Annotated in this window: 21 protein-coding genes and 2 riboswitches; all 21 genes read left to right on the forward strand. The window is 36.1% G+C overall.

Going from position 1 to position 23,114, the window contains the following annotated elements; all coding sequences use genetic code 11:
• Positions 1-80: 80 nt before the first annotated feature.
• The 21 genes from prpD to MKY46_RS12050 all read left to right on the forward strand — a co-directional run bounded on the left by prpD (position 81) and on the right by MKY46_RS12050 (position 23,088).
• Positions 81-1,514: a 2-methylcitrate dehydratase gene (gene prpD, locus MKY46_RS11950; protein WP_036126323.1), complete on the forward strand. Its 1,434-nt coding sequence runs from the start codon at positions 81-83 to the stop codon at positions 1,512-1,514.
• Between the two features lie 174 nt (positions 1,515-1,688).
• Positions 1,689-2,603: a methylisocitrate lyase gene (gene prpB / locus MKY46_RS11955; protein ID WP_036126321.1), complete on the forward strand. Its 915-nt coding sequence runs from the start codon at positions 1,689-1,691 to the stop codon at positions 2,601-2,603.
• A gap of 44 nt (positions 2,604-2,647) precedes the next feature.
• The gene (locus MKY46_RS11960) at positions 2,648-4,315 is read left to right on the forward strand and encodes an acyl-CoA dehydrogenase family protein (protein ID WP_036126319.1); all 1,668 of its coding nucleotides are present in this window, start codon (positions 2,648-2,650) and stop codon (positions 4,313-4,315) included.
• Between the two features lie 16 nt (positions 4,316-4,331).
• Positions 4,332-5,117 (forward strand): enoyl-CoA hydratase-related protein, encoded by a 786-nt coding sequence (locus tag MKY46_RS11965; RefSeq protein ID WP_036126315.1) that lies wholly within the window; start codon positions 4,332-4,334, stop codon positions 5,115-5,117.
• Positions 5,118-5,131: 14 nt separating this feature from the next.
• The gene (locus tag MKY46_RS11970; RefSeq protein ID WP_036126313.1) at positions 5,132-6,196 is read left to right on the forward strand and encodes an enoyl-CoA hydratase/isomerase family protein; all 1,065 of its coding nucleotides are present in this window, start codon (positions 5,132-5,134) and stop codon (positions 6,194-6,196) included.
• Positions 6,197-6,331: 135 nt separating this feature from the next.
• Positions 6,332-6,519: riboswitch (cobalamin riboswitch) on the forward strand.
• Positions 6,520-6,719: 200 nt separating this feature from the next.
• A complete protein-coding gene (locus MKY46_RS11975) occupies positions 6,720-6,920 on the forward strand; it encodes a hypothetical protein (RefSeq protein ID WP_036126310.1) in 201 nt (66 codons plus the stop codon).
• Positions 6,921-6,995: 75 nt separating this feature from the next.
• Positions 6,996-7,616 carry a hypothetical protein gene (locus MKY46_RS11980; protein ID WP_139149524.1) on the forward strand — a complete coding sequence of 207 codons (621 nt, stop codon included), beginning with the start codon at positions 6,996-6,998 and terminating at the stop codon, positions 7,614-7,616.
• A gap of 283 nt (positions 7,617-7,899) precedes the next feature.
• A riboswitch (cobalamin riboswitch) is annotated at positions 7,900-8,077 on the forward strand.
• A gap of 114 nt (positions 8,078-8,191) precedes the next feature.
• Entirely contained in the window at positions 8,192-8,416 is a 225-nt protein-coding gene (locus tag MKY46_RS11985) for a glutaredoxin family protein (RefSeq protein WP_036126306.1), read from the forward strand.
• Positions 8,413-8,772, forward strand: a complete 360-nt coding sequence (nrdI, locus tag MKY46_RS11990) for a class Ib ribonucleoside-diphosphate reductase assembly flavoprotein NrdI (protein WP_036126304.1) — start codon at positions 8,413-8,415, stop codon at positions 8,770-8,772. The genes MKY46_RS11985 and nrdI overlap by 4 nt, the downstream gene beginning before the upstream one ends.
• Positions 8,769-10,862, forward strand: coding sequence for a class 1b ribonucleoside-diphosphate reductase subunit alpha (gene nrdE, locus MKY46_RS11995; protein ID WP_058844404.1), 2,094 nt, complete (start codon positions 8,769-8,771; stop codon positions 10,860-10,862). Before nrdI ends, nrdE begins: the two co-directional genes overlap by 4 nt.
• A complete protein-coding gene (gene nrdF, locus MKY46_RS12000) occupies positions 10,850-11,818 on the forward strand; it encodes a class 1b ribonucleoside-diphosphate reductase subunit beta (protein WP_036126298.1) in 969 nt (322 codons plus the stop codon). Before nrdE ends, nrdF begins: the two co-directional genes overlap by 13 nt.
• An 11-nt stretch (positions 11,819-11,829) precedes the next feature.
• The gene (dut, locus tag MKY46_RS12005; RefSeq protein WP_330493306.1) at positions 11,830-12,267 is read left to right on the forward strand and encodes a dUTP diphosphatase; all 438 of its coding nucleotides are present in this window, start codon (positions 11,830-11,832) and stop codon (positions 12,265-12,267) included.
• Positions 12,268-12,647: 380 nt separating this feature from the next.
• The gene (locus tag MKY46_RS12010) at positions 12,648-14,105 is read left to right on the forward strand and encodes a M1 family metallopeptidase (RefSeq protein WP_058844403.1); all 1,458 of its coding nucleotides are present in this window, start codon (positions 12,648-12,650) and stop codon (positions 14,103-14,105) included.
• 202 nt (positions 14,106-14,307) lie between these two features.
• On the forward strand, positions 14,308-14,982 hold the full coding sequence (locus MKY46_RS12015; RefSeq protein ID WP_330493305.1) for a copper amine oxidase N-terminal domain-containing protein: 675 nt from the start codon (positions 14,308-14,310) through the stop codon (positions 14,980-14,982).
• A gap of 524 nt (positions 14,983-15,506) precedes the next feature.
• A complete protein-coding gene (locus MKY46_RS12020; protein ID WP_271913474.1) occupies positions 15,507-16,631 on the forward strand; it encodes an ABC transporter in 1,125 nt (374 codons plus the stop codon).
• A 16-nt stretch (positions 16,632-16,647) separates the two neighbouring features.
• Positions 16,648-17,859: an ABC transporter permease gene (locus MKY46_RS12025; protein ID WP_330493304.1), complete on the forward strand. Its 1,212-nt coding sequence runs from the start codon at positions 16,648-16,650 to the stop codon at positions 17,857-17,859.
• An 11-nt stretch (positions 17,860-17,870) separates the two neighbouring features.
• Complete coding sequence (locus MKY46_RS12030; RefSeq protein WP_058844400.1) at positions 17,871-18,797, forward strand: ABC transporter ATP-binding protein; 927 nt, start codon at positions 17,871-17,873, stop codon at positions 18,795-18,797.
• Positions 18,798-19,055: 258 nt separating this feature from the next.
• Positions 19,056-19,562, forward strand: a complete 507-nt coding sequence (locus tag MKY46_RS12035) for a MepB family protein (RefSeq protein ID WP_340834345.1) — start codon at positions 19,056-19,058, stop codon at positions 19,560-19,562.
• 262 nt (positions 19,563-19,824) lie between these two features.
• Positions 19,825-20,421 carry a hypothetical protein gene (locus tag MKY46_RS12040; protein WP_340834347.1) on the forward strand — a complete coding sequence of 199 codons (597 nt, stop codon included), beginning with the start codon at positions 19,825-19,827 and terminating at the stop codon, positions 20,419-20,421.
• Positions 20,422-20,614: 193 nt separating this feature from the next.
• Positions 20,615-21,226 (forward strand): hypothetical protein, encoded by a 612-nt coding sequence (locus MKY46_RS12045; protein WP_089933555.1) that lies wholly within the window; start codon positions 20,615-20,617, stop codon positions 21,224-21,226.
• A 401-nt stretch (positions 21,227-21,627) separates the two neighbouring features.
• Positions 21,628-23,088, forward strand: coding sequence for a serine hydrolase domain-containing protein (locus MKY46_RS12050; RefSeq protein WP_340834348.1), 1,461 nt, complete (start codon positions 21,628-21,630; stop codon positions 23,086-23,088).
• The last annotated feature ends 26 nt before the right edge of the window (positions 23,089-23,114 follow it).

Below are 23,114 nucleotides of genomic sequence, written 5' to 3' on the forward strand. Positions count from 1 at the left end.
CCATAGAGCTGATGGGCATTCTGACCAATGCCTATCAGCATACTAGTATATCAAATTCATGCCTTGAAAGGAAGATATAGATGATTAAAACAAATGACATATCTAAGACAGATCAATTACTTACAGATATTGCGGATTACGTAGTAAATACAACTATTACAAGTGAAGAAGCATACGAAACGGCACGCTATGTATTATTAGATACATTAGGGTGTGGCATTTTGGCCTTACAATATCCTGAATGCACGAAACTTCTTGGCCCAGTAGTACCAGGCACAGTCGTTCCCAATGGTACACGAGTTCCAGGCACTTCCTATGTTCTTGATCCTGTAAAAGGTGCCTTTAATATCGGTTGTATGATTCGTTGGCTGGATTACAACGACACTTGGCTTGCGGCTGAATGGGGACATCCTTCCGATAATTTAGGGGGCATATTAGCTGTGGCTGATTATTTGAGTCGCGTGCGTGTTGCTGAAGGGAAAGAGCCACTTAAAATGAAAGACGTATTAGAAATGATGATACAGGCCCATGAAATACAAGGTATTCTCGCATTAGAAAATAGCTTAAATCGTGTTGGGTTAGACCATGTACTGTTTGTCAAAATTGCGACAACAGCTGTTGTGACAAAGGCATTAGGTGGCACTCGTCAGGAAATTGTCAACGCCTTATCAAATGCTTGGATTGATAATTCGAGCCTACGAACATATCGCCATGCACCGAATACGGGTTCTAGAAAATCATGGGCTGCTGGTGATGCAACAAGCAGGGCAGTACACTTAGCCATGATGGCTGTGAAAGGCGAAATGGGCTATGCAACGGCCTTATCTGCACCTGGCTGGGGCTTCCAAGATGTTCTCTTTAATAAGCAAGAATTAAAGCTTGCTAGACCACTAGCATCTTATGTGATGGAAAATGTTCTATTTAAAGTTTCTTATCCAGCTGAATTCCATGCACAAACAGCTGCCGAATGTGCCGTTCATTTACACAATGAAGTGAAAAATCGTTTACAGGACATTGAACGCATTCAAATTACGACCCATGAATCCGCTATACGAATTATCGATAAGGAAGGACCTCTTAATAACCCAGCTGATCGTGATCACTGTCTTCAATACATTACAGCAATAGGGCTTATCTATGGTGATATTACAGCAGACCACTATGAAGATGAAGTGGCTGCAGATCCACGTATCGATAATTTAAGAAATAAAATGGTGGTTGTGGAAAAACCCCAATATACAATTGATTACCTAGATCCTGAGAAACGTTCGATTGCCAATGCTGTTCAAGTTTATTACAAAGATGGCACATCATCTGAGCTTATTGAATGTGAATATCCTTTAGGACACCGTTTCCGTCGTGAGGAAGCATTCCCTCAAATCATCGATAAGTTCCAGCAAAACATTAGCACCCATTATTCTCAAAAACAACACAGCAAGATTAATGAAGTTTGTGCTGATCAAGCACTTCTTGAAAATAGTGCTGTTCATGAATTCGTTAATTTATTTGTTTAACTTCTTTCAGGAAATTAAAGCCTCTGGCGAATGTCACGAATCGGGAAGGAGTTAATAAAGGATGTTAGCCTAAAATCCTCCCATCCTTGAGATAACGGCTAACTGACCTGCATCACAGCCGCTTTCGGACGTAAATATGCCGAGGCATCATTGATTATTAGGAGGTTTTTATAGATGGCGTGGATTGTAAATGAAGCAATAGCACAAAAACAATTGGCTGAACAATTTCGAACACTCATTACTCGTTCAACGATTTTACAAATCCCAGGAGCTCATGATGCAATGGCTGGCTTAATGGCTAAAAAAGTTGGCTTTGAGGCATTATATCTTTCTGGCGCTGCCTACACTGCCAGTAGAGGCTTACCTGATTTAGGCATGATTTATTCAAATGAAGTTGCACAGCGTGCGAGCGAAATTATTCGTGCGACTAATTTACCGTTGCTAGTGGATATCGATACTGGCTTTGGTGGTGTCTTAAATGTTGCCCGCACAGCTCGTGAAATGGTAGAGGCTGGAGTAGCTGCTGTACAGCTAGAGGATCAAAATCTTCCCAAAAAATGTGGTCATTTGAATGGGAAAACACTCGTTGCTCAAGAGGAAATGATACAAAAAATAAAAATGATTAAACAAATAGCTCCTACGTTAGTAATTGTTGCCCGCACGGATGCAAGGTCTGTAGAAGGTTTAGAGCAGGCTATTTTAAGAGCTAAAGCTTATGTAGCAGCTGGGGCAGATGCCATTTTTCCAGAGGCTCTCCAAACAGAAAAAGAATTTAAACATTTTGCCAGTGAGCTAGATGCTCCGTTATTAGCCAATATGACTGAATTTGGACAAACACCGTATTATACAGCTAAGGAATTTGAAAAGATGGGCTATTCGATGGTTATATATCCCGTTACATCGATGAGAGTAGCAGCCAAAGCCTATGAGCAAGTGTTTGGCTTAATAAAAAAGACAGGGACTCAAAAAGAAGCTATTGAGGATATGCAAACAAGAAGTGAATTATATGAAACCATTTCCTATTACAAATTTGAAGATTTAGATAGTGAACTGGCGAAAACCATCTTACCTAAAGAGGAAATAAAGTAGGAGAAAAGTTTACTTTTCTCCTCTTTCTTTCAAGGAGGACTAGCATGGATACATTAGAAAACAAAATGACCATTTTTACACCTGAGGACTTTCAGGAGGAGGAAGGGCTCATAGCAAAAACCGCAGAGCTGTTCATCAAACAAGATGTCGCTACTAATATGGCAGCTATTGAGCAGCATCAATATGACATCACTCGTCGGTTATTTCAAAAAGCTGGTGATCTTGGTTTACTAGCCATCGAAATACCCGAGGCCTATGGAGGGCTAGAACTTAATAAAAAAATTTCCGGGTTAGTTGCAGAAAGGATGGGCTATGGCAGCTCATTCAGTGTATCTTACAATATTCACGCAGGAGTCGGCACATTGCCCTATGTCTATTTTGGCGATGCGTCCCAAAAGCTGAAATACCTACCAAAGCTAGCTTCAGGTGAATGGATTGGCGCTTACGCTCTGACGGAGCCAGACGCAGGCTCAGATGCACTACATCCCAAAACAAATGCCATTTTAAACGAGGACGGCTCTGCATGGGTAATAAATGGTGAAAAGCAATGGATTACCAATGCACAGCTAGCAAATCTCTTTGTTGTTTTTGCGAAAACGAGTGAAGGCATGACTGCATTCATTGTAGAACGTACATTTAGCGGTGTATCTATTGGACAAGAAGAGGAGAAAATGGGCATTAAAGGCTCCTCGACTGCTACGCTTATTTTACAGGATGTTGTCGTGCCGAGGGAAAATGTTCTTGGCGAGGTTGGAAAAGGCCATAAAGTAGCGATGAATATATTGAACATGGCACGCTTAAAGCTAGCTTTCTCCAACATCGGCACTTCCAAACAGGCACTTCAGTTAGCTGTAACGTATGGTAGGGAACGGAAGCAATTTCACCAGCCAATCGTTCATTTTACCATGATACAGGAAAAACTTGCGGATATGGCAACCTCCATCTATGGGGCGGAAAGTGCTGCATACAGGACAGCAGGAGAAATAGATGATGCGATGGAAGTTACGGATAAAGAGTCAATGGTTCAAAAAATAGCTGATTTCGCTCTGGAATGCGCACTCAATAAAGTCAATTGCTCAGAAGTGCTTGGGAAAATTGTAGATGAAGCTGTACAAATCCATGGTGGCTATGGCTATATGCAAGACTACGAGGTTGAACGCTTATATCGTGACGCTAGAATTAGCCGTATTTTTGAAGGAACAAATGAAATCAACCGTTTAACAATGGCGAAGCTACTATATAAGAAGTATTCACAAGCAACATCTACCGAAAATGCTCCAGTAGCATATCAACCAGCAGAAAAGAATCAGCAATACATCCGTCTTGCCAAGTACTTAATGCAAATAGCCATCGCTGTCATTGCTGACGCACAGATTCAATTGGAGCAAGAGCAGGAATATATGCGTCTGCTAGCTGATATAGCAAAAGATATTTATGTTATGGAAGCTTCTTTACTGCGGACGGAAAAGAACGCATGTGACAATATGAAGCATTTGATGACAGATATTCTTTGTCAGGAAGGCTATCGTAAAATAGAAAAAAGGACAATCGACATTATTTGTGCTGCTGAAACAAATGAACAAAAGCGAAAAACAAGGTTAGATCATATTCAGCGCTTAAACATCCCACTCCATCAGAATCTCTTTATGAAAAAGCGAGAGATTGCAAGAGGGATCATCAACAATCCAAAATCGATCAGTTCATTATCATAAACAGGAGGGAAAAATCATGGTTGATACATTTGCCAATGTTAGTAAAGAAGATTCCATCACGCTTATTCATTTAAATCATCCACCAGCAAATACGTTGTCATCAGCTTCTATTGAACATCTTCGTGTCATTTTTAAAGAATTAGCTGAGGATGAAGAGACGAGAGCCATCATTGTGACCGGCTCTGGACGATTTTTTGCTGCGGGAGCAGATATAAAGGAATTTGTTGCTGCCTTTGGGCAACAGGATAGAGCATTACAAATGGCTGAAGCAGGCCAAGCGCTATGTGATGAAATTGAAGCCATGAAAAAGCCTGTTATTGCTGCTATTAATGGGCCAGCCCTTGGAGGAGGACTAGAGCTAGCGTTAGGCTGTCATTTCAGGATTGCTTCAAGTAATGCCATTGTTGGTTTACCAGAATTAAAGCTTGGCTTACTGCCGACATTCGGAGGCACTCAACGACTGAGCAGAATAACAACGCAAGCAAAGGCTCTACAATTAATTTTAACAAGCAAGCAATTAAGTGCTGATGAAGCACTACAACTAGGTATTATTCAAGTGGTGACGGAGCCAGATGAGCTTCTGCCAACTGCCAAAGCCCTTGCTCAGTCTTTTGTTGAGGGCAAAAGTATGACAAGTGTATCCCGTACAATTGAATGTATAATTCAAGGTGGGAAGGATCATCTCCAAAAAGGGCTGGAATTAGAACGAACACGCTTTGCTGAGTTATTTTTAACAGCGGATGCTAGAGAAGGCGTTCAAGCATTTATTGACAAAAGACAGCCCAACTTTAAACATTTGTAAGGGAGGAAACTACTATGACAAATGAAGTAATATTTTCCGTCAGTGAGGGTGGCGCAGCAAGCATTACGCTGAATCGTCCTCAAGCTTTAAACTCACTTTCTATAGAAATGCTAAAGCCCATTGGTGAGAAACTAAAGGAATGGCAGGCGAATGATCAAATACACTTGATAATTCTAAGAGGTGCTGGCGAAAAGGGCTTTTGTGCTGGGGGTGATATTAAAACACTCTATAAAGCTCGCTCCAGTCAGGAAGCTTTCCAAAATGCCGAAATCTTTTTTGAGGAAGAATATCACATAGATAGGGCAATCTATCACTACCCAAAGCCTATCATTGCTTGCCTTGATGGCATTGTCATGGGAGGTGGGGTTGGTTTAACGTATGGGGCTAGCCACCGAATTGTGACAGAGCGAACAAAATGGGCTATGCCAGAAATGAATATTGGCTTCTTTCCTGATGTTGGAGCTGCCTATTTTCTAAATAAAGCGCCTGGCTATGTAGGATATTACTTAGCTTTAACTGCTTCGATCATCCAAGCTGCAGATGTTCTCTTTGCTAATGGTGCAGATAGCTATATGACGAGCGATCATTTACACGCATTCCTCACACGCATTGAACAAACGAACTGGCATACAGTGGAAACTAGCACAGCTCTAAAGCAATTAATAGAGGACTATTCAAGTACACCAACAGCAAACAGTGAGCTTGCCAGCCTTCAAAATGAAATCGATCAACATTTCTCAAAACATACAGTGGAGAAGATAGTCGAATCCTTAGACAATGACCCAAGCAAATTTGCACAAGAAACAAAGCAGTTGCTTCTATCTAAATCTCCATCATCCTTAAAAATTACATTAAAGCAGCTGATAGATGCTCAACATAAAACGGTAGAAGAATGCTTTGCGACTGATTTAATCTTGGCAAAAAACTTTTTAAATCATGAGGATTTCTATGAAGGGGTTAGGTCTGTCGTCATTGATAAGGATCGAAATCCTCAGTATATCTATCAAACATTCGCTGATTTTACAGATGATATACTTGAAAAATTCTTTCAAGACAGTAGTGAAACCGTAAAGAAGTAAGAACAATGACATCTTCGCTCAATAAATGCTGAAACCATCTACTTGTTAAGAGGTAGGTGGTTTCTTAAGTGTTGTTCTGTAGATTTTCATAGGGTTTTGTCAGAGAACGTAGAATGATATGTTATACTATAAAAAACGGAATAAAAGGATAAAGGTACAAATTCAATAGAATTTGTTTAAAAGGGAAGAACGGTGAAAAGCCGTCGCTGTCCCGCAACTGTAATTGGGAGCACATTTTAAAAACCACTGTTATGTATGTAATGGGAAGGGAAAAATGTGTGATGATCATAAGCCAGGAGACCTGCCTTTATCTAGTACAGCCAAAACCTACGCGGATAGGGGGTGTTGAGTGTGACGAATTACCTTCATCATACTCATAGTGCGACAACCAAAAAAAGAGTCTCTATTCAATATAGACGACTTATTTTATATTGGTTGAAGAACTATGAAGTATGTCAGTCATAGCTAGCATCTTCCCATTAGGGCAAGATGTTTTTTTTATGAATAAATAGGGGTGAACAAGATGACATCACATTCAATTTCATTTTATATAAATCAGTTAAAGCAGCAAATTATGAACAACCTTTCTGGTGAGCATATTAGGCCATTACAGCTTTATATTAGGAAGTTAATAGAAGAAAACCCAAATGATTATACATCTATTAATGATGCCTATTTAACGATCAAGCATGAATTAGTCGAGACATGTCATGATAGTAGATAAAAAATCTGAAGTGAAGTGAATAATTAAATGGAATGCAAAATGAACAAATCTGAAGACATAATGGACAACATAGATATGAATCAAAAAGTTTTATATAGAAAATTGGATCATTTTGAAATGGAAAGAGGCTTGGTATTAGAAAGTTTAGACATTTTTCTAAGATGGAATCAACAAACACAATACCTTTCTGAAGACAAGCTTCAAAAGCTTTGGATGAAACTGGTAAGGAAGTATAAATTCTCTCTCGATGAATGGGAAAGAACTGCTGGTCATACAAATATCCATGCTTATCTAGTGAAGGAGCAAGGACATGGGTTACAAAAGTTGATGCGCTTTTACAAAGATCGCCACGGCATAAAATGGTTGGAAAATGCATTTCATTATGGAATGTCATTACTCATTGAAGTTGGAAAAATGCCTGGATTAGAAATGTTTTTCCTAACAAATTTAATATGTTACAGATGGGAAAAGGATTATTTAGAGGATGCAGATGTTCAACAGTTTTTTTGTCATTCAATAAATGGTAAAGTGAAGGAGGTCTATGAAAGTTTCAGGGCTTTCGATCAAGAACAGAATCTGTTAACCGCAACTACTCTCTATAAACTTTTATCAAAATATAATCCTCATTTTCAAGTGAATTCGGCAGCAACGCCTGAATTTTATAAGGAATTGTCCTTATTTGTCGAAATCGAGTAATCCATACGTTCGACATGTCAAACAGTCTATTATTCTTTAGAATATAGGCTGTTTCTATGTGAAATACGCTATTATATTTAATGCTCATAGATCCGTAGTAACAGAAAATCTCGTACATAGTTTAGATACACAATGAATTAAGATATAAATAATAGATGGAGAAATTCCTTCGAAAGTTATGATTAAAAATAATGAATAATCAAAAAATAAAGAAGTTTAGAATCTAGATTTACTTTTTATATGAAGGATGGTACACTTAAAACTATTGAACAACAACTATATATTGTGTTCGTTTTATATAGGTGCTACTATATGTAGTTTAAAAGGGAAGTTCGGCACAATTCCGACGCTGTCCCCGCAACTGTGAAGCTGACAATGATTACAACCACTGTGCATTCGCATGGGAAGGGAATCAGAGGATGAAGCAAAGCCAGGAGACCTGCCTCTATAAAACAATTAATCATTTCTTCGGGGATTAAGAAATGGGAACGTCAGTATTTTTGGTATGGTAACGTTTCCATTTAGCTATCTCTCTAGAGGAGATAGCTTTTTATTATATGAAAAGAGGGATTTCTATGAAACTTTATACGAAAACAATCTGTCCAAAATGCCTTTGGGTAAAATCTGAATTACAACGTGCAGGACTTGAGGCAGAAATCGTCAACATTGATCACGATGAACAAGCTAAACAAACAATAATCGATGCAGGTTTTTTAAGTGTGCCTGTTTTAGAAATGAATAATACATTTATAGGAGATGTTAAGGACATAGTTTCTCATATTGAGATGATTGTTCTATGATCGTTTACGCAAGTCGTACAGGAAATGTCCGGAATATTGTTTCCAAATTAAGGGCAGAGTCTGTTGAGCTCTCTGAGGAATTACAATTGAATAAGCCTTATCTTTTAATTACTTATACTGATGGCTTAGGCGATATCCCTGCAAAAGTGGAACGTTTTTTAGAAAAAAACAGAGATTTTTGTAAAGGTGTAGTTGCCAGTGGGAATAGTAACTTTGGGCACAACGCATTTGGGGCTGCTGGCGAGAAAATCGCTGCTACCTATCATGTACCCTTAGTAAGAAAATTAGATTTACGAGGCAATCAAACAGATTATGAAGCCATACAAACGTTTTATGAAACGAGGGTAATAAGATGAAAACCTATTTAAAGCTAAATAATGACGTACTGAATCGTTATAGTTCAACTGGGCTACTTGAATTAGAAAAGGATCGTGAAGCTACACGCCGCTACTTTTTAGAGTATGTCAACGTGCGTTTACGTTACTTTATTGATATTGAAGAAAAAATCCGTTATTTAGTTGATGAGGGCTACTACGAGAAAGCATTTATCGACATGTATGAAATGGAATTTATTAAGAAGCTGTACAAAAAAGCATATGATTATAATTTCCGCTTCCCATCCTTTATGAGTGCAAGTAAATTTTACGATAGCTATGCTATGAAAAGCCGTGATGGAGAAGAGATTTTAGAAAAATATGAGGACCGTATTGTCATTATCGCCTTGTATTTAGCACAAGGGAATACGGTGCTAGCAGAACGTTCTGTCGAGGCAATGATGGAAGCTTATCAGCCTGCTACACCAACAGCATTAAATAGTGGTAAAAAAGCACGTGGTGAATTAGTGAGCTGCTTTAAATTATCGATGGATGATTCCATGAATAGTATTGCTGAAAATATTGGTTATTGCTTAGAGCTATCAAGACTTGGCGGTGGGGTTGGAGTTAACTTAACTGATTTACGCCCTTTAGGTGACCCTATTAAAGAGATTCTAAATCGTGCCAGTGGTGTCATCCCAGTTGCTAAACTGTTAGAAAATTCTTTCAGTTATTCCAATCAACTAGGGCAGCGAAATGGCTCTGGTGTTGTCTATTTAAATATTTTCCATGCAGACATTGAAAATTTTATTTCATCTAAAAAACCGAATGCCGATGATAAAATTCGCCTCGCAACATTATCAACAGGAATAATTATACCAAGTATTTTCTTCGAACTTATGAAACGTGATAAAGATATTGTCTTGTTCAGCCCATATGATATTTTCAAAGAATATGGCAAACGCATGTCTGAGATTTCCATTTCAGATATGTACTATGAGCTACTTGATAACCCTAAAATTCGTAAAATTAAACGTTTGAATGCACGTAGGCTGTATACAGAAGTGAAAAAAGCACAATTTGAATCGGGCTATCCGTTTGAAATTTTTGATGATAATGTCAATGAAGTGCATCCTTTAAAAAACATCGGTCGCGTAAAAATGTCCAATCTATGTACCGAAATCCTGCAAGTTCAAGAAACAAGCATTATTACAGATCAAGATCAACCGAATGACTATGGATTAGATGTATCCTGTAACTTAGGATCGATTGATATTCATGCAGCAAGTAAGGTCAATGATTTCGAAGCCTTAATCGATACGGCTATGCACCTATTAACAAATGTGTCGCAAATGACGCACATTAAAAATGTACCGTCTGTTGCAAAAGCCAATCAATTAATGCATTCAGTAGGGCTTGGTTGTATGAACCTCCACGGCCATCTTGTGACGGAGGGCATTTTATATGGCTCTAAAGAGTCGATTGCTTTCATGGATCGTTTTATGGAAGCGATGAACTTTTATTCACTCAAATCATCGATGGAAATGGCTAAAGAAAAAGCTGCAACTTTTTATCGATTTGAGGACAGTGATTATGCATCAGGTAGCTACTTTGACCAATATGTCAATAAAATCGACGAAGAACTATCACCTGTTGTGTTAAAAGCACTTGGCAATATTCCAATCATTACGAAAAACATGTGGGAAACGCTTAAGCAAGATGTGATGCAATATGGTCTATTCCATTCCTATCGTTTGGCTATTGCACCAACTGGCAGTATTTCCTACATACGTAGCTGTACGGCTTCTATTGCGCCATGTACTGAGCGTGTAGAGGTTCGTGACTATGCAGATAGTAGAACGATTTATCCAATGCCTCATTTAACAAATGATAACAGTCATTTATATGTAGAGGCATATGATGTTAATCCGTATGATTTAATTGATTTGTACGCTGCTTCTCAAAAACACGTTGACCAAGGTATTTCCATGACGCTTTATGTGACAGATAATTGGACAACTGAACAATTAGCTAAAGTATACATTTATGCATGGGTAAAGGGCATTAAGTCCGTTTACTATGTTCGTCAACGATTACAAAGCTTAGAGGAGTGTGTAGCATGTCAAATATAATTTATGAGGCGGTCAATTGGAATAAGGCAACGAGTGAACTTGCCCAAATATTTTGGGACCAGCAATGGAAGCAAATTTGGTTTCCTGAGGAAATTGCGGTCAGTAAAGATATCAAACAGTGGAAAAGCTTTGAGCATCAAGACACGTATAAAAAAGTGTTCGCGGGATTAACGTTACTGGATACAGTTCAGACCAATATAGGGATGAATCGTGTGGCCGCTTATACAGACGATTTACAAGAGAAGGCTGTCCTAACCGTTTTTGATGCATTTGAGGCAATCCACGCCAAATCCTATTCTTATATTTTTACAACGCTTTGTACAAACGAAGAAATAGATGAGTTATTTGAATGGGTCAAAAAAAATGAGTTTCTACAATATAAGGCCAATAAAATTGCGGATATTTATAATAGTATCGAAGAAAACGATCCAGAAAGCTTATGGAAAGCGATGTTCTCCTCCGTTATGCTCGAATCTTTCCTTTTCTATTCTGGCTTTTTCTACCCGCTGTACTTAGGAGGACAAGGCTTCCTACGAAACAGTGCTGAGATTATTTCACTTATTTTACGCGACGAATCCATCCATGGTGTCGCAGTTGGATTTTTTGCTCAAAATCTATTCAAGCAATTTTCAAAAGAAAAACAAGAAGAGCTCAATTTATGGGGCTATGAGCTATTATTAGATTTATATCAAAATGAAATGAAATATACGGATGATATTTATGCGGAAACAGGATTATCACCTGAAGTGAGAGCCTATGTACGATATAATGCTAATAAAGCCTTAATGAATGTTGGTTTTGAAGCAATGTTTCCAGAAGAAGAAGTCAATCCGATTGTGATGAACGGTATTCGTAATGAAGGCTCCACATATGATTTCTTTTCACAAAAGGGAGCTACCTATGCTAAAGCAAAAGTAGCGCCAATTACAGATGACACATTTAATTTTAATCGTTAGGATGGAGAACAATGAACGTAGAAGTAAAAATCAAAAGAGTACACGCGGATGCAATACTACCAATGCAAGCCAATCCTGGTGATGCGGGCATGGATCTCTACTCCATTGAAGCAGTAGAAATACCAGCAGGCGTAGCCAAACTTATTAAAACAGGTATACAGATTGAATTACCTAAAGGAACGGAAGCCCAAATTCGACCAAGAAGTGGACTAGCATTAAAGCATAGTGTAACCGTACTGAATAGCCCAGGCACAATTGATGAAGGCTACAGAGGGGAAATCGGCGTTATTTTAATCAACCACGGCCAAGAACCGTTTATCGTCGAAAAATCTATGCGTATCGCCCAAATGGTCATTCAATTTGTCCCATCCATTCAATTAGTAGAAGTAGATGAATTATCACAAACGATCCGAGGAACATCTGGATTTGGAGCAAGTGGTACTAAATAGAATTGATTAGTTTAAAAAGATGACAAAGAAATCCTGTGTGTATATACATGCAGGATTTTTTTGTTGTCAGTAAGGATAGTCTGTTTAAAGCTTAGCAGAACTACACATGAAAGCAATGGACATTAAAAAAGATGACGTCGGTTACTTACCAAAGTCATCCCATTACGGCATAATCAACAACTACATCTAAAAATATAAACAGCTTTTAATTTTCATCTGTCTACCTAATAGGCAGCATATCACCACGAATATGTGCTCTTCTTTCTTTGTTCATCTTAGTAATTAACTAGATTCCAGATGAAAGATCGAAAGTATATGGTTTAAATTGGGATAATAATATAAAATTTATATATATACCATTTTTATTGTAGCTAATAGTGTTGGGATTGGGGGCGGAAGTTATAAAGAAGAAATTATGGAGTACAGGTTTATTACTAGTATGTATTTTTCTCGTTGCTTGTGAGTTCAATCAACAGGAAGGGAAAGAAGCGTCTACTATTGCTCAAAAGGTGAATACAGAAGAATTTATACCAAAGGCGATAAGCCCTGGTAATTTTAGTGAATACGATATGGCACTTAAGATGGATAATGACGGGAAATTTCAGCTAGAATCAACCGTTGTCGTTAAAAACCTCTCTACCGATGATTGGGAACAATTGATATTTTATTTTATACCTAATATGTTTACAAAAGCTGTCTCACCCGAACTGGAGCATCCATCTACCATTGCGTTCCATAACATTACCATTGATGGAAAAACGGCAGCTTACACCCTTGAAAAAGATACACTCAACATTCAGCTTCAAGAAAAATTGAAACCTCATCAAGAAATGAAAGTTTATTTTTCCTATGAGTTCACTCTGCCTGAAGAGGGCTTAAGATTTACGAAGAGTAATGGTAATTATCATTTAGCTCAATTTTATCCGATGCTTGCCACATATAGAAACCATCAATGGAACAAAGAAGATTATCGTTTTAGAGGAGAGACGTATCATACTACATTCAGCAATTTCAAATTAACCTATGACATTCCTCAGAAGTACACGTTGGTGTCTTCATTTGATCAAGAGGCATTTCCAAGCCCAAACAAAGGGTTACTTGAAGTTGAGAACGTGAAGGAAATATTTGTTGCTCTAGTAAAAGATCCAATACTAGTGGAAAAAGACGAAGACATCGCCATTAGAGTATTTGGATTTGAGGAAAATAAAAAGGAACTATATCAAGAAATAGCAGACGAGGCTTCAGCTGTCATAAATTATTTTGAAGAAATAATGGGGCCGTATCCTCTCAAACAACTAGATATTATCATAGATGGAATGGGCATGGAGTACCCAGGAATTGTAACAGCCCATACGATTTACAACAGTGGTCCTAGTAGTTCTGAGCAGATTAAAAGTACAGTGGTTCATGAAATTGCTCATCAATGGTTTTACGGGGTCATTACCAATGATCCTTTTCATCATGCCTGGTTAGATGAAGGCTTCACGGTATTTGCTACAAATCTATTCAACTTTAAAAAATTGAATCTGAGCAAACCCTATACGATTTACAGCATTGATCCAGACCTAGTGCTTCCAGTCAATTTACCACTTGATCAATACCAATCTGATATGAGTGCATATGTCTATGGAAAATCGCCTGCAATGCTCTTGAATTTATTTGATGATAATGAAGAAATCAAAGACATTGAACAATTTTTAAAAAGTTATTATCAATTTTATAACTATAAAGAAATCGATTCCACAGAATTCGCGCGATTCACAAAATACTATTTTGATTTAAAGGACGATTCTATATTTGAGGGATGGTTAGATCTAGATAACATTAAAAATGAATGATTTAGCAATAGGTTCTCCACGAAAGAAAAGGGATATTGTGCAAGCAGTATCTCTTTTTTTATGTTCAAAATATATCAGCTTCACGATCAGGATTTAACCACCTTTTAGAGAAAAAAACATAAATTGAAAATTAAGTATTCTCTTAACGCTAATAATAAACTATACTTACAATTAATTATAATTATAGAACAGGAGAATTGTCATGCTAAAACGGTTATTTTTTGTAAGTTTTGTATTTTATCTATGCTCTTTGATTTATGTAGAGGATAATAGCTATGTCCATGCAATTAACAAAGATGTAGTATTTTTTGATAGTGGTACTGCTATAAATGGTAGGACGATGTTACCGATGAGAAATATATTTGAATCATTAGATGCAACTGTTGCCTGGGATTCCTCAACCCAAACCATAACAGCAAGTAAAGGGAATACAACTATTCAATTAAAGGTTAATTCGTATAAAGCAATTGTTAATGGGAAGGAGACTTTTCTAGACAACCCACCTACAATTATGAACTCAACTACAATGGTACCCGTAAGGTTTGTTAGTGAGTCTTTAAAACTACCTGTTGAATGGGATTCAACACTAAGAGTAGTTAATATAATCACAGAAGGGAAAAATATTTTTATTTATGTTAATGATCCTACAATAAATACAGATAAGAATTCTAAAATTAATAACTATAATCAATTGGTTGATTTACATAATAACCTTTTATTTGTACTACAAAATTTGGAATATGAAAAATCGTTGTATCCTAATTATTCACAAGATTACCGTAATATATTAGAGAAACAGTTAACATTGTCTAAGCTAAAATTAAAGGTAATGCAAAGAATGGAAGTAATATTAACGGAAATTATAAGACAAGGATAGACAGACAATTATTCAATCAAACTGATCCTCAACCGACATAAAAGAATGAAGGGTTGAGCATTTGGCTTTGTTATTAGATATGTAATAAAGCGTTAGAAGTTTATAAGGGGAAACTAACTCTCCATTCGCTGGCTATGAATTTTAACGCTGGTTTGTTAGATTGAAGTGTGATAAGAATTCATTTTTGATTAACCATTTCTTCAAAATGGACTCAATAAAGAACATAGACTTATCAATGATTTGAGTGAAGAATGCAGCTCTTTCTTAGTCATTGATTCAACTTAAAGTAAGAACTAATTATTAGCGAATATTACATTGGAAAGGCTACTTTAATATAAAATCCATGAAACTTTTTGACCATTTGAGGACTGTAAATAACAGTCCTCTTCTTTTTGTCGCTTACACGCGTACCAGACTTGAATAATGGTAAGAAGTTTTAAAAGTTAAAAAAATTTAAAAATTGAAAAAATATCCACAATATCTTATCATAGTAATGTAAAAGCTTACATTGAGAAGGGAGGCGGATGCCGGTGTTACGTGCATTAAAAGTAGGACTAGTAATTGAGCGAGCCAATCGGAAAAATTTAGTTGCGTTAGTCGCTGTTGCCATTATCGTTTTCGGCTTTATGTTTTATTTAAAGGCACAGGCCGTTGGTAATCAAATCGTTGAAAAAAAGGGTGACTATTATTCCATCCAGGCTGTACTGTCAAAATTTCAAGTGAAAGATGCTTCAGAATCAGGGGATGGCAGCGATTTATATAAAAATTTAACTAAACAAAAAAGCAAAATTGCTTTACAAATAGCAACATTAACAATGGATAGACAATCTATGTATTATGAGGCTTCACTTCAACTCGCTAAATTAAGGCAAGAGGCATTCGAATTAGAAGGATACGAAAATATTGCCGAGTTGTTACCCTCTAAATTACAAAATTCGATGGACTACCTTTATTTTAAATGGATGATAGATGAGGGAAAGGATACACGATCTGATCTATTTCAATACATACCGTTTTTATTATTTTTATTTAGTCACGTAGGTGCAGGCTGGTACATATTTATTAGCTTCCATACGAGTTCTATTTTACTGGATGACTTTGAGCATCCTAGTTTAATTCAAGGCTTTCCTGTGCGGTTTGATACCTATATTTTATCTAAATGTCTTATTTCTTTGTTATCCATAGTGACTAGTATTTTACTCATTTTTATTTGCGCAAGTCCGTTATGGATACTAAATGGACTTGGTAACCCACTAGAGCCTGTCGGGATTTATCTAGGAAATGCCACATTAATATCTACGCTTCAATATATCGCCATAAGTGTTGGCTATATGTTCGTCATTTCAATTTTTGTCATGCTGTTGTCGATTATTTTAAATGTGCTACTGAAAAATATGTATTTAACACTATTTGTACACTTTATTGTATTCTTTTTACCGATGATTTTTCCATCTCTTATTAGTTTATTCCCCTATAATCCTTTTAATTTCATGAATTTTAATGATATTTTACGAGGGGTACCGGTAGATTTAGCAGAGCCTGTTGCTATTACGATGAATCTAGGCTTAATCATCCTATGTTTAAGTATTATTTTAATGTTGTTTGTAATTAAAACATTCTTCTCAACAGGAAAAATCAATAGGGCATAGGGGAGGGAAAATAAGCATGTGGAGTTATTTTAAATTTGAATTCAAGCAATTTTTTTTGAATAAGAAAAACTTAGCAATCTACTTTTTACTTGCTTTTGCAACCTTTTTTTATGTATTTAAAATAGCACCAGCTTACGATCCGATTGAAAGTGTAGACTCTGAGGAGATTGAGGCGCGCTATTTAACACGTCAGGAATTTTTAGATCATATGGAAGGAAGAAAACTACATGGTCTGCATCCTGCCGTTATTTTTGCTATTGAAATATTTAGCCAGATTAACCCTATAGATAAAGCAAGATTAGATGCATTAGAAAAGGGCAATTTAAAAAAATATGCAGATTTAACGCGTGATTGGTACTACTTTACCAATGCGATTACCTATAAAAGTGATTCATTTTCATATAACTCAAAGTATTTTATAAAAAATAATGAGTATGCAGAAGATGATGCCTTTTATGCTTATTTAGAGCATGCAGTCCGTTATGATGCATATTCGAAAGCAGATTATGAATTATCAACGGAAATATTTGAACAACGCACGGCACTACAAACGCTCGAACGCTTATTAAAGGGTATACTGCCCATTATATTGATTGTCTGTGTGCTACTTTTAGCAATTGATATGGTTGCCAAAGATAGACGCCATCCATCCATTTTGAAGGGGTTTCCGATTAATGATTGGAAAAAGCTCCTGGTGAAAATGGTCGTTGTGCTACTAGGTAGTGCCGTATTATTTATACCGCTTATTGTTGGCTTCTTTATTGTAGGACTACAATCTGGCTTTGGGAATTTCCATTTGCCCTCTCCAGTATATGCGCCGCATCTCGACTGGCGTATGGAAGGTAAATTTGAAATGATGACTTTAGGTACGTTTTTAGGACAATCGCTGGCTTTACTTTTTACCTGGTTCATCGTCATCATCAGCATTGTACTATTATGCAGTATGCTATTCCGCAATGAGATGGTCAATTTCGCTGTTGGCATACTCCTTATTTTTGGTGAAAATTTTTATTTCAGCCGTTACGTTGGCTTTTTCTGGGACGTTCAAAATTATCCAACATCCTATATTCAAGTCGGACAAATTATTTCAAAACAGCGGAATTTTTATTATATGAATGATCATTTAAATTTTACTTTAGGATTACAGTTATTACTTGGACTAGCTGCCATTGTCATTTTTTTCATCATACTGACGGCATCGAACAGGCGATATAAGCTAATTAAATAGGGGTGGTAAAGATGATTGATATTCAAAATATTACCGTGCGATTTGGAGAAATGAACGTGTTAAATAATATTTCCATGGCCTTTGAGCAAGGGCAAATGATTGGGCTTGTTGCACCAAATGGAACGGGAAAATCTACATTTATGAATGTGTTGATGAATTATGTGAAACCGTTGAATGGCAAGATCGTTTTTAAAGATGGCCTATGTTACTCAACTAAACAAAATGAAGTGAAAATCCATACATTCGTGTCAATGATGCCAGACCAAAGTGACTTGTATAATCATTTAAGTGGGCGAGAGCATTTAAAAATGTTTGCTACGATGTGGAAATCGGATTTAAAACTGATTGACGAAACAATCGAAGCATTAAATATGGGGCATTATGTGAATAAAAAGACAGGTACCTATTCTCTTGGGATGCGCCAACGTCTATGCTTTGCCATGCAAATTGTTACAAATACAGACATTATGATGATGGACGAAGTGATGAACGGGCTTGATCCAAATAATGTGGAAATTATTTCGAAAATATTATTAAAGAAAAAGGCGGAAGGGAAAATTATTATCATTGCCTCCCATTTACTTGATAATTTAGAGAAATATGCAGACCGAATTTTCTTATTTAACGAGGGAAAACTAATAGATACCAATCAAATAATCGAAGATTTTAGTCAAGCGCATATTAAAACGATTCGCATAAAAAATATGGAAAGTAATACGAAAAAACAGCTTCATGAGCTATATCCAAATATCAAACTTCAAACACTGACAAATGACATGACACTCATCCATTTACCAAGTTCTGAAGCCAGTTTATTAAGTTCACTTACATCTTTTTTAGTTGAGAGAAACGTAGTAGATTTTGCTTTTGGGAAAGTTACATTAAATGATTTGTATGCAATGTATTATCACGAAGAAAGCAATGTGACAGCTAGTTAAAGAGGAACAATCACTTTTATTGTTAAATTAGTTCTTGCCGTAAAATATAATGTTTATTTACGGAGCAGCTTTTGACTTACTCTAGTTTCCAAAAACATAGTATTTACTACCTTTTCAGTTAAGATTACATCCTCAGATAATTATTTATTGTTTGGTCATCATTGTTAAAATAATGTGAGACATATGATTGAAAAATTACGGTGACAGGTCCACAGGTGATATACTGGTATATCTTAGTATAAGAAAAGGGGTAAAACTATGAATAAATTTAATAAGACATTAGCATATATAAATGAATTACTTTATGAACCTAATAATTTAACAATAAAAGATATCCATGAAGAAACTCAAAACTCAGATTATGGGGCTGGGCTATTTCAGTTAAATTCTAAATCGGTTAGATTTAGAGTCGCAAAAATAACACCTAATAAGATAGGACAGTTTGTTTCCTTTTGGGAAAAGGATGAAACTAATAAAAACCAAGCATTCTCATATGATAATGCCACTGATTTATTGGTAATAAACACTTTTAATGATAATGGTGATTTTGGCCAATTTGTTTTTCCAAAAGAAGTTCTTTTAAAACAAAACATCCTTAAAACCGTTAATACAAAGGGTAAAATGGCAATTAGAGTTTATCCTAGTTGGGATACTCCCACTAGTCAACAAGCGCTAGCAACACAAAAATGGCAATTACCCTATTTTATTAAAATTGACGATGCTAGTAGTTCAATACATGAGCTATTAAAACTATACTCCAACTAATTTTCTTAAACAAATGAATAAGCAACAGATTTATTACAGAAATTGCGCTATTCATATTTACTGAACAGTTGGAGGGAAGCAATAAATAAGGTATCAACTACTGATTACGATTATCAAGATTTTGAAAAGGATCTATTTAAAATAAGAGCCTTTCTACGATAAGCAAACACAGGGACGATTATTCAATTAACGCAGTCTCTTCTTATATTACCAGGGCAGTTTAGTTATTCTTTAATATTACGTGAAGCAAGGATGTGAGTGCATGTTTCAAGATGGATTTCCCAAACATTTAAATGAGGATGTGACGACAGTGGTTGGAATGATTCCTCATAAAACTTATAATCATGTCACGATTGCTGTGTCTGAGGATACTATCCACTATTTTCAAAATAATACCGTGATTAGATTTCCTTATCGTACCTACTACATTGATAGTTCAGATGCAGTTATAGAAAAACTAAGTCTACAACAAAAAATGATTTTGCATTGTATATATTCAAGAAGTTGTGATGGATTTGTACGTCAAAAGCATTTTTATTCGTTGCTACAGATGGATTACGAAGACTGGGCTATTCCTTACATCGTCAAAATATGTGATGAATATGTCGTAGAGATAATAGAATTAGCCTATGATATTTTAAAAGAGCAGGATACAGAACGGATTAAGAGATTTTGTCTTGAAAATATTGTGCCATTTTGCAAAAGCTATAATCGAATGATTAGCTATTGGAACGAATTTTACCGATATAGATACAATCATTTTCAAACATACATTGGCAGGAAGTTATTTAGAGATTGTTTTGGTTACTCTAAATCAATGGAGCGCAGGGCAAAGAGAATTGTGGAGCACTTAACCTAAAGTAACTGGGGCTTTAATTGAATAGGACTCATTTCATTTTACGAACGGGCCAGATTGTTGAGGAACATTTTCAACAAAATTGATATTATTGTTGAACTATCGAGTAAGGTTGTGAAGATTATTACTTAAACTAACGGCTCAGGATAGTTAAAGTATATTTAGGGCACGTTACTTCAAAAAAGGAGTAATCTAAATGAAAAACCCATTCTTAATTAGTTCATTTGTGTTTATATTTTTGTTCAGCTTTTCTATGTATTTAGGAAGTCCAGTTTATTCACAAACTACACCTTCAGATAAAAATGAGTATTTACATCCTGCAAATAAGGAAAAAGTTATTGATGAAACTGTAGATGAATTTTATCTGGCATTAAGAGACCTAAAATATCCTATACATCAGGAGGTTTTTCAAAGATATAAGCAGAAGTCAAAGCAACAGCAAAGGCATTTGGATACTGCTCTTTTTAAAGAAATGCCTGATGCATCTGTAAATGTTAGAAAAAAAATATTGTTCAATGAGGTAGAAAAATTAAATTATATTACTTTTGATGGAAATATTCTTCGTACCTACCCTAATATAGATATTAACTACCATCAGACCGTTAGCCCCGATAGGCAAGTTTATTTCTTTTATTCCTTTAAAGACACTGAAAAAGAATTTAAAGGTAATTATGCAATTTATGATGTGGAAACAAAAGAAATGGTGACAGGTGGAAGTACTTATATGCCAAAGCTCAATCTTACAATGAACACTTATGATAAAGAAAGTTTAGAGAAAGTTGCAAAAGGGATGTATTCGTCTAGTTGAACTAACGGTAGCGATAGTGCAACTTCCTATAAGCAATTTTAGACATACTTTAGTTATTTCATTAAAGGCGCAATTCTGCAGCAAGAATTGTGCTTTGTGTAGAATTGAAATAAAGTTGCGATGTTTTAAAAAAAGATACGATGTTTATAAATTATCAAGACCTAATTTTAAAAAAGATAGAAAAATTAAACATACTAACATTAGTAGTACAAACCAGGGCCATGGTTTGTGCTACTAATGTTAGTATGTTTCTTCTTTTACTAAAGCACCCGTTAGTTTAAGTGTAACTCTTCACAATTACTTGATATTATATAGTTAAGTAGAAATATAAATTAGAATTTAGTTTATAGTTATAAAAATAAGTTTTTTATACTCTTATAATTCTTCAAAAAGGAGAGTTTATGAAAAAGACTATTGTTTTTGTATTAACGATACTTATATTATTCTCGGGATTCGCAACACAAAGTTATGCGTTGTCAGATTCGAAATCTGTGGCAATACAAGCGTTGCTAGATGATGCCTCTCGTACATCAGGTGTGCCTGGAATGTCAATCTCAATACTTGCTAATGATGAAGTGTTCTACTTTTCTTCTGGGTATGCAGATCTTGAAAAGGGGTTGTCTGCAAGTGAAAATACACTCTATGAGTTGGCCTCGGTGAGTAAAGCTTTTACTGGTATGGGGATTCTGCTATTGGAAGAGCAAGGGCTGCTATCAATGACTGACCCTATCCAAAAATATTTACCTTGGTTTACGTTAAAGTATCAAGGTAAACCTGTTGATATGCAAAGCCTTACACTAAATAACTTCCTTCACCATACCAGCGGCTTAACAAATATTAGACATACTCAAAATATTCCACAAGGCAATACGCCTGATATGTTGCAAAAGACTGTGGAAACGCTGGTAGATGCTGAATTGGCGTTCTCTCCCGGTGAACAATATAACTATGGAACCGTTAATTATGACGTATTGGGTTTGGTTATTGAGATTGTATCACGACAAAGCTATGAAGACTTTATGAGGGAACAGGTATTTCTACCCTTAGGTCTTCACCAGACGTATGTTTATAAAGAAGATGCTCAAGCCACTGGACAGTTAGCACAGGGCTACCGTTCTTCCTTTTTCATAACAACTCCATTTAACGCTCCGGATTATGCTGGGAATAAACCTGCCGGCTATATCATTTCTAATACAAAAGATATGGCGCGTTGGATGGGCATACAGATGGGTATCGTGCAGGACATACCCGAAATATTTCACATGGTTATCGAAAAATCACATAGGGGTGATATGTCTGTTTCGGCTGTCAACGATATGTATTATGCGGCAGGTTGGTCGGTAAACGCCGAACAAACGTTTATAGAACACACTGGGGGTAATCCGAATTTTAGAACCGAAGTAGCCATACTGCCAAATGAACGAACAGCCATCTGCTTACTGAGCAACGGCGCAAATACCAATATAAACCTGGTACTAAAAGTTAAAGATATATTAGACGGCAATCTAACTCAGTCATATGAGATAAGCGGCACACAGCTTTTGGACATCATTTTGTCGTCTACCACAATTATTCTTTGCCTATTGGCCGTTCTGTTATTTCTCTTAGGATTAAGAAAAAGGAAAACGAATGAGCAGCAGCCAATTACAAAAAAGAGAACAATCGTAACAATTATTTTCCTAATCGCTACGATTGCCCAGTGTATAATGTTTTTTGCCTTCGATTGGTCAACGATACTTATTTGGCAAACATATAGTGTTCTTACAGCTTTGATTTCGTCAACATTATTAACAGCAAGCATTACTTGGTATATACTCACCGATAAGATGCCTCGCTCCGAAAATAAGTATAATGTTAAGTAATTAAATTCCACTTTATCAATATTCTT

This window comes from Lysinibacillus sp. FSL M8-0355 (assembly GCF_038008985.1).
Lineage (GTDB): Bacteria > Bacillota > Bacilli > Bacillales_A > Planococcaceae > Lysinibacillus > Lysinibacillus fusiformis_D.

What these genes read in the sequence shown, in the direction of transcription:
- MKY46_RS12030 (WP_058844400.1), top strand. Translation starts at nt 17,871, where the DNA reads ATGATTGATATTCAAAATATTACCGTGCGATTTGGAGAAATGAACGTG.
- MKY46_RS11985 (WP_036126306.1), top strand. Translation starts at nt 8,192, where the DNA reads ATGAAACTTTATACGAAAACAATCTGTCCAAAATGCCTTTGGGTAAAA.
- MKY46_RS11960 (WP_036126319.1), top strand. Translation starts at nt 2,648, where the DNA reads ATGGATACATTAGAAAACAAAATGACCATTTTTACACCTGAGGACTTT.
- prpB (WP_036126321.1), top strand. Translation starts at nt 1,689, where the DNA reads ATGGCGTGGATTGTAAATGAAGCAATAGCACAAAAACAATTGGCTGAA.
- MKY46_RS11965 (WP_036126315.1), top strand. Translation starts at nt 4,332, where the DNA reads ATGGTTGATACATTTGCCAATGTTAGTAAAGAAGATTCCATCACGCTT.
- MKY46_RS12040 (WP_340834347.1), top strand. Translation starts at nt 19,825, where the DNA reads ATGTTTCAAGATGGATTTCCCAAACATTTAAATGAGGATGTGACGACA.
- nrdF (WP_036126298.1), top strand. Translation starts at nt 10,850, where the DNA reads ATGTCAAATATAATTTATGAGGCGGTCAATTGGAATAAGGCAACGAGT.
- MKY46_RS11980 (WP_139149524.1), top strand. Translation starts at nt 6,996, where the DNA reads ATGAATCAAAAAGTTTTATATAGAAAATTGGATCATTTTGAAATGGAA.
- MKY46_RS12025 (WP_330493304.1), top strand. Translation starts at nt 16,648, where the DNA reads ATGTGGAGTTATTTTAAATTTGAATTCAAGCAATTTTTTTTGAATAAG.
- MKY46_RS12020 (WP_271913474.1), top strand. Translation starts at nt 15,507, where the DNA reads ATGCCGGTGTTACGTGCATTAAAAGTAGGACTAGTAATTGAGCGAGCC.
- MKY46_RS12045 (WP_089933555.1), top strand. Translation starts at nt 20,615, where the DNA reads ATGAAAAACCCATTCTTAATTAGTTCATTTGTGTTTATATTTTTGTTC.
- dut (WP_330493306.1), top strand. Translation starts at nt 11,830, where the DNA reads ATGAACGTAGAAGTAAAAATCAAAAGAGTACACGCGGATGCAATACTA.
- MKY46_RS12035 (WP_340834345.1), top strand. Translation starts at nt 19,056, where the DNA reads ATGAATAAATTTAATAAGACATTAGCATATATAAATGAATTACTTTAT.
- nrdE (WP_058844404.1), top strand. Translation starts at nt 8,769, where the DNA reads ATGAAAACCTATTTAAAGCTAAATAATGACGTACTGAATCGTTATAGT.
- prpD (WP_036126323.1), top strand. Translation starts at nt 81, where the DNA reads ATGATTAAAACAAATGACATATCTAAGACAGATCAATTACTTACAGAT.
- MKY46_RS11970 (WP_036126313.1), top strand. Translation starts at nt 5,132, where the DNA reads ATGACAAATGAAGTAATATTTTCCGTCAGTGAGGGTGGCGCAGCAAGC.
- MKY46_RS12015 (WP_330493305.1), top strand. Translation starts at nt 14,308, where the DNA reads ATGCTAAAACGGTTATTTTTTGTAAGTTTTGTATTTTATCTATGCTCT.
- MKY46_RS12050 (WP_340834348.1), top strand. Translation starts at nt 21,628, where the DNA reads ATGAAAAAGACTATTGTTTTTGTATTAACGATACTTATATTATTCTCG.
- nrdI (WP_036126304.1), top strand. Translation starts at nt 8,413, where the DNA reads ATGATCGTTTACGCAAGTCGTACAGGAAATGTCCGGAATATTGTTTCC.
- MKY46_RS11975 (WP_036126310.1), top strand. Translation starts at nt 6,720, where the DNA reads ATGACATCACATTCAATTTCATTTTATATAAATCAGTTAAAGCAGCAA.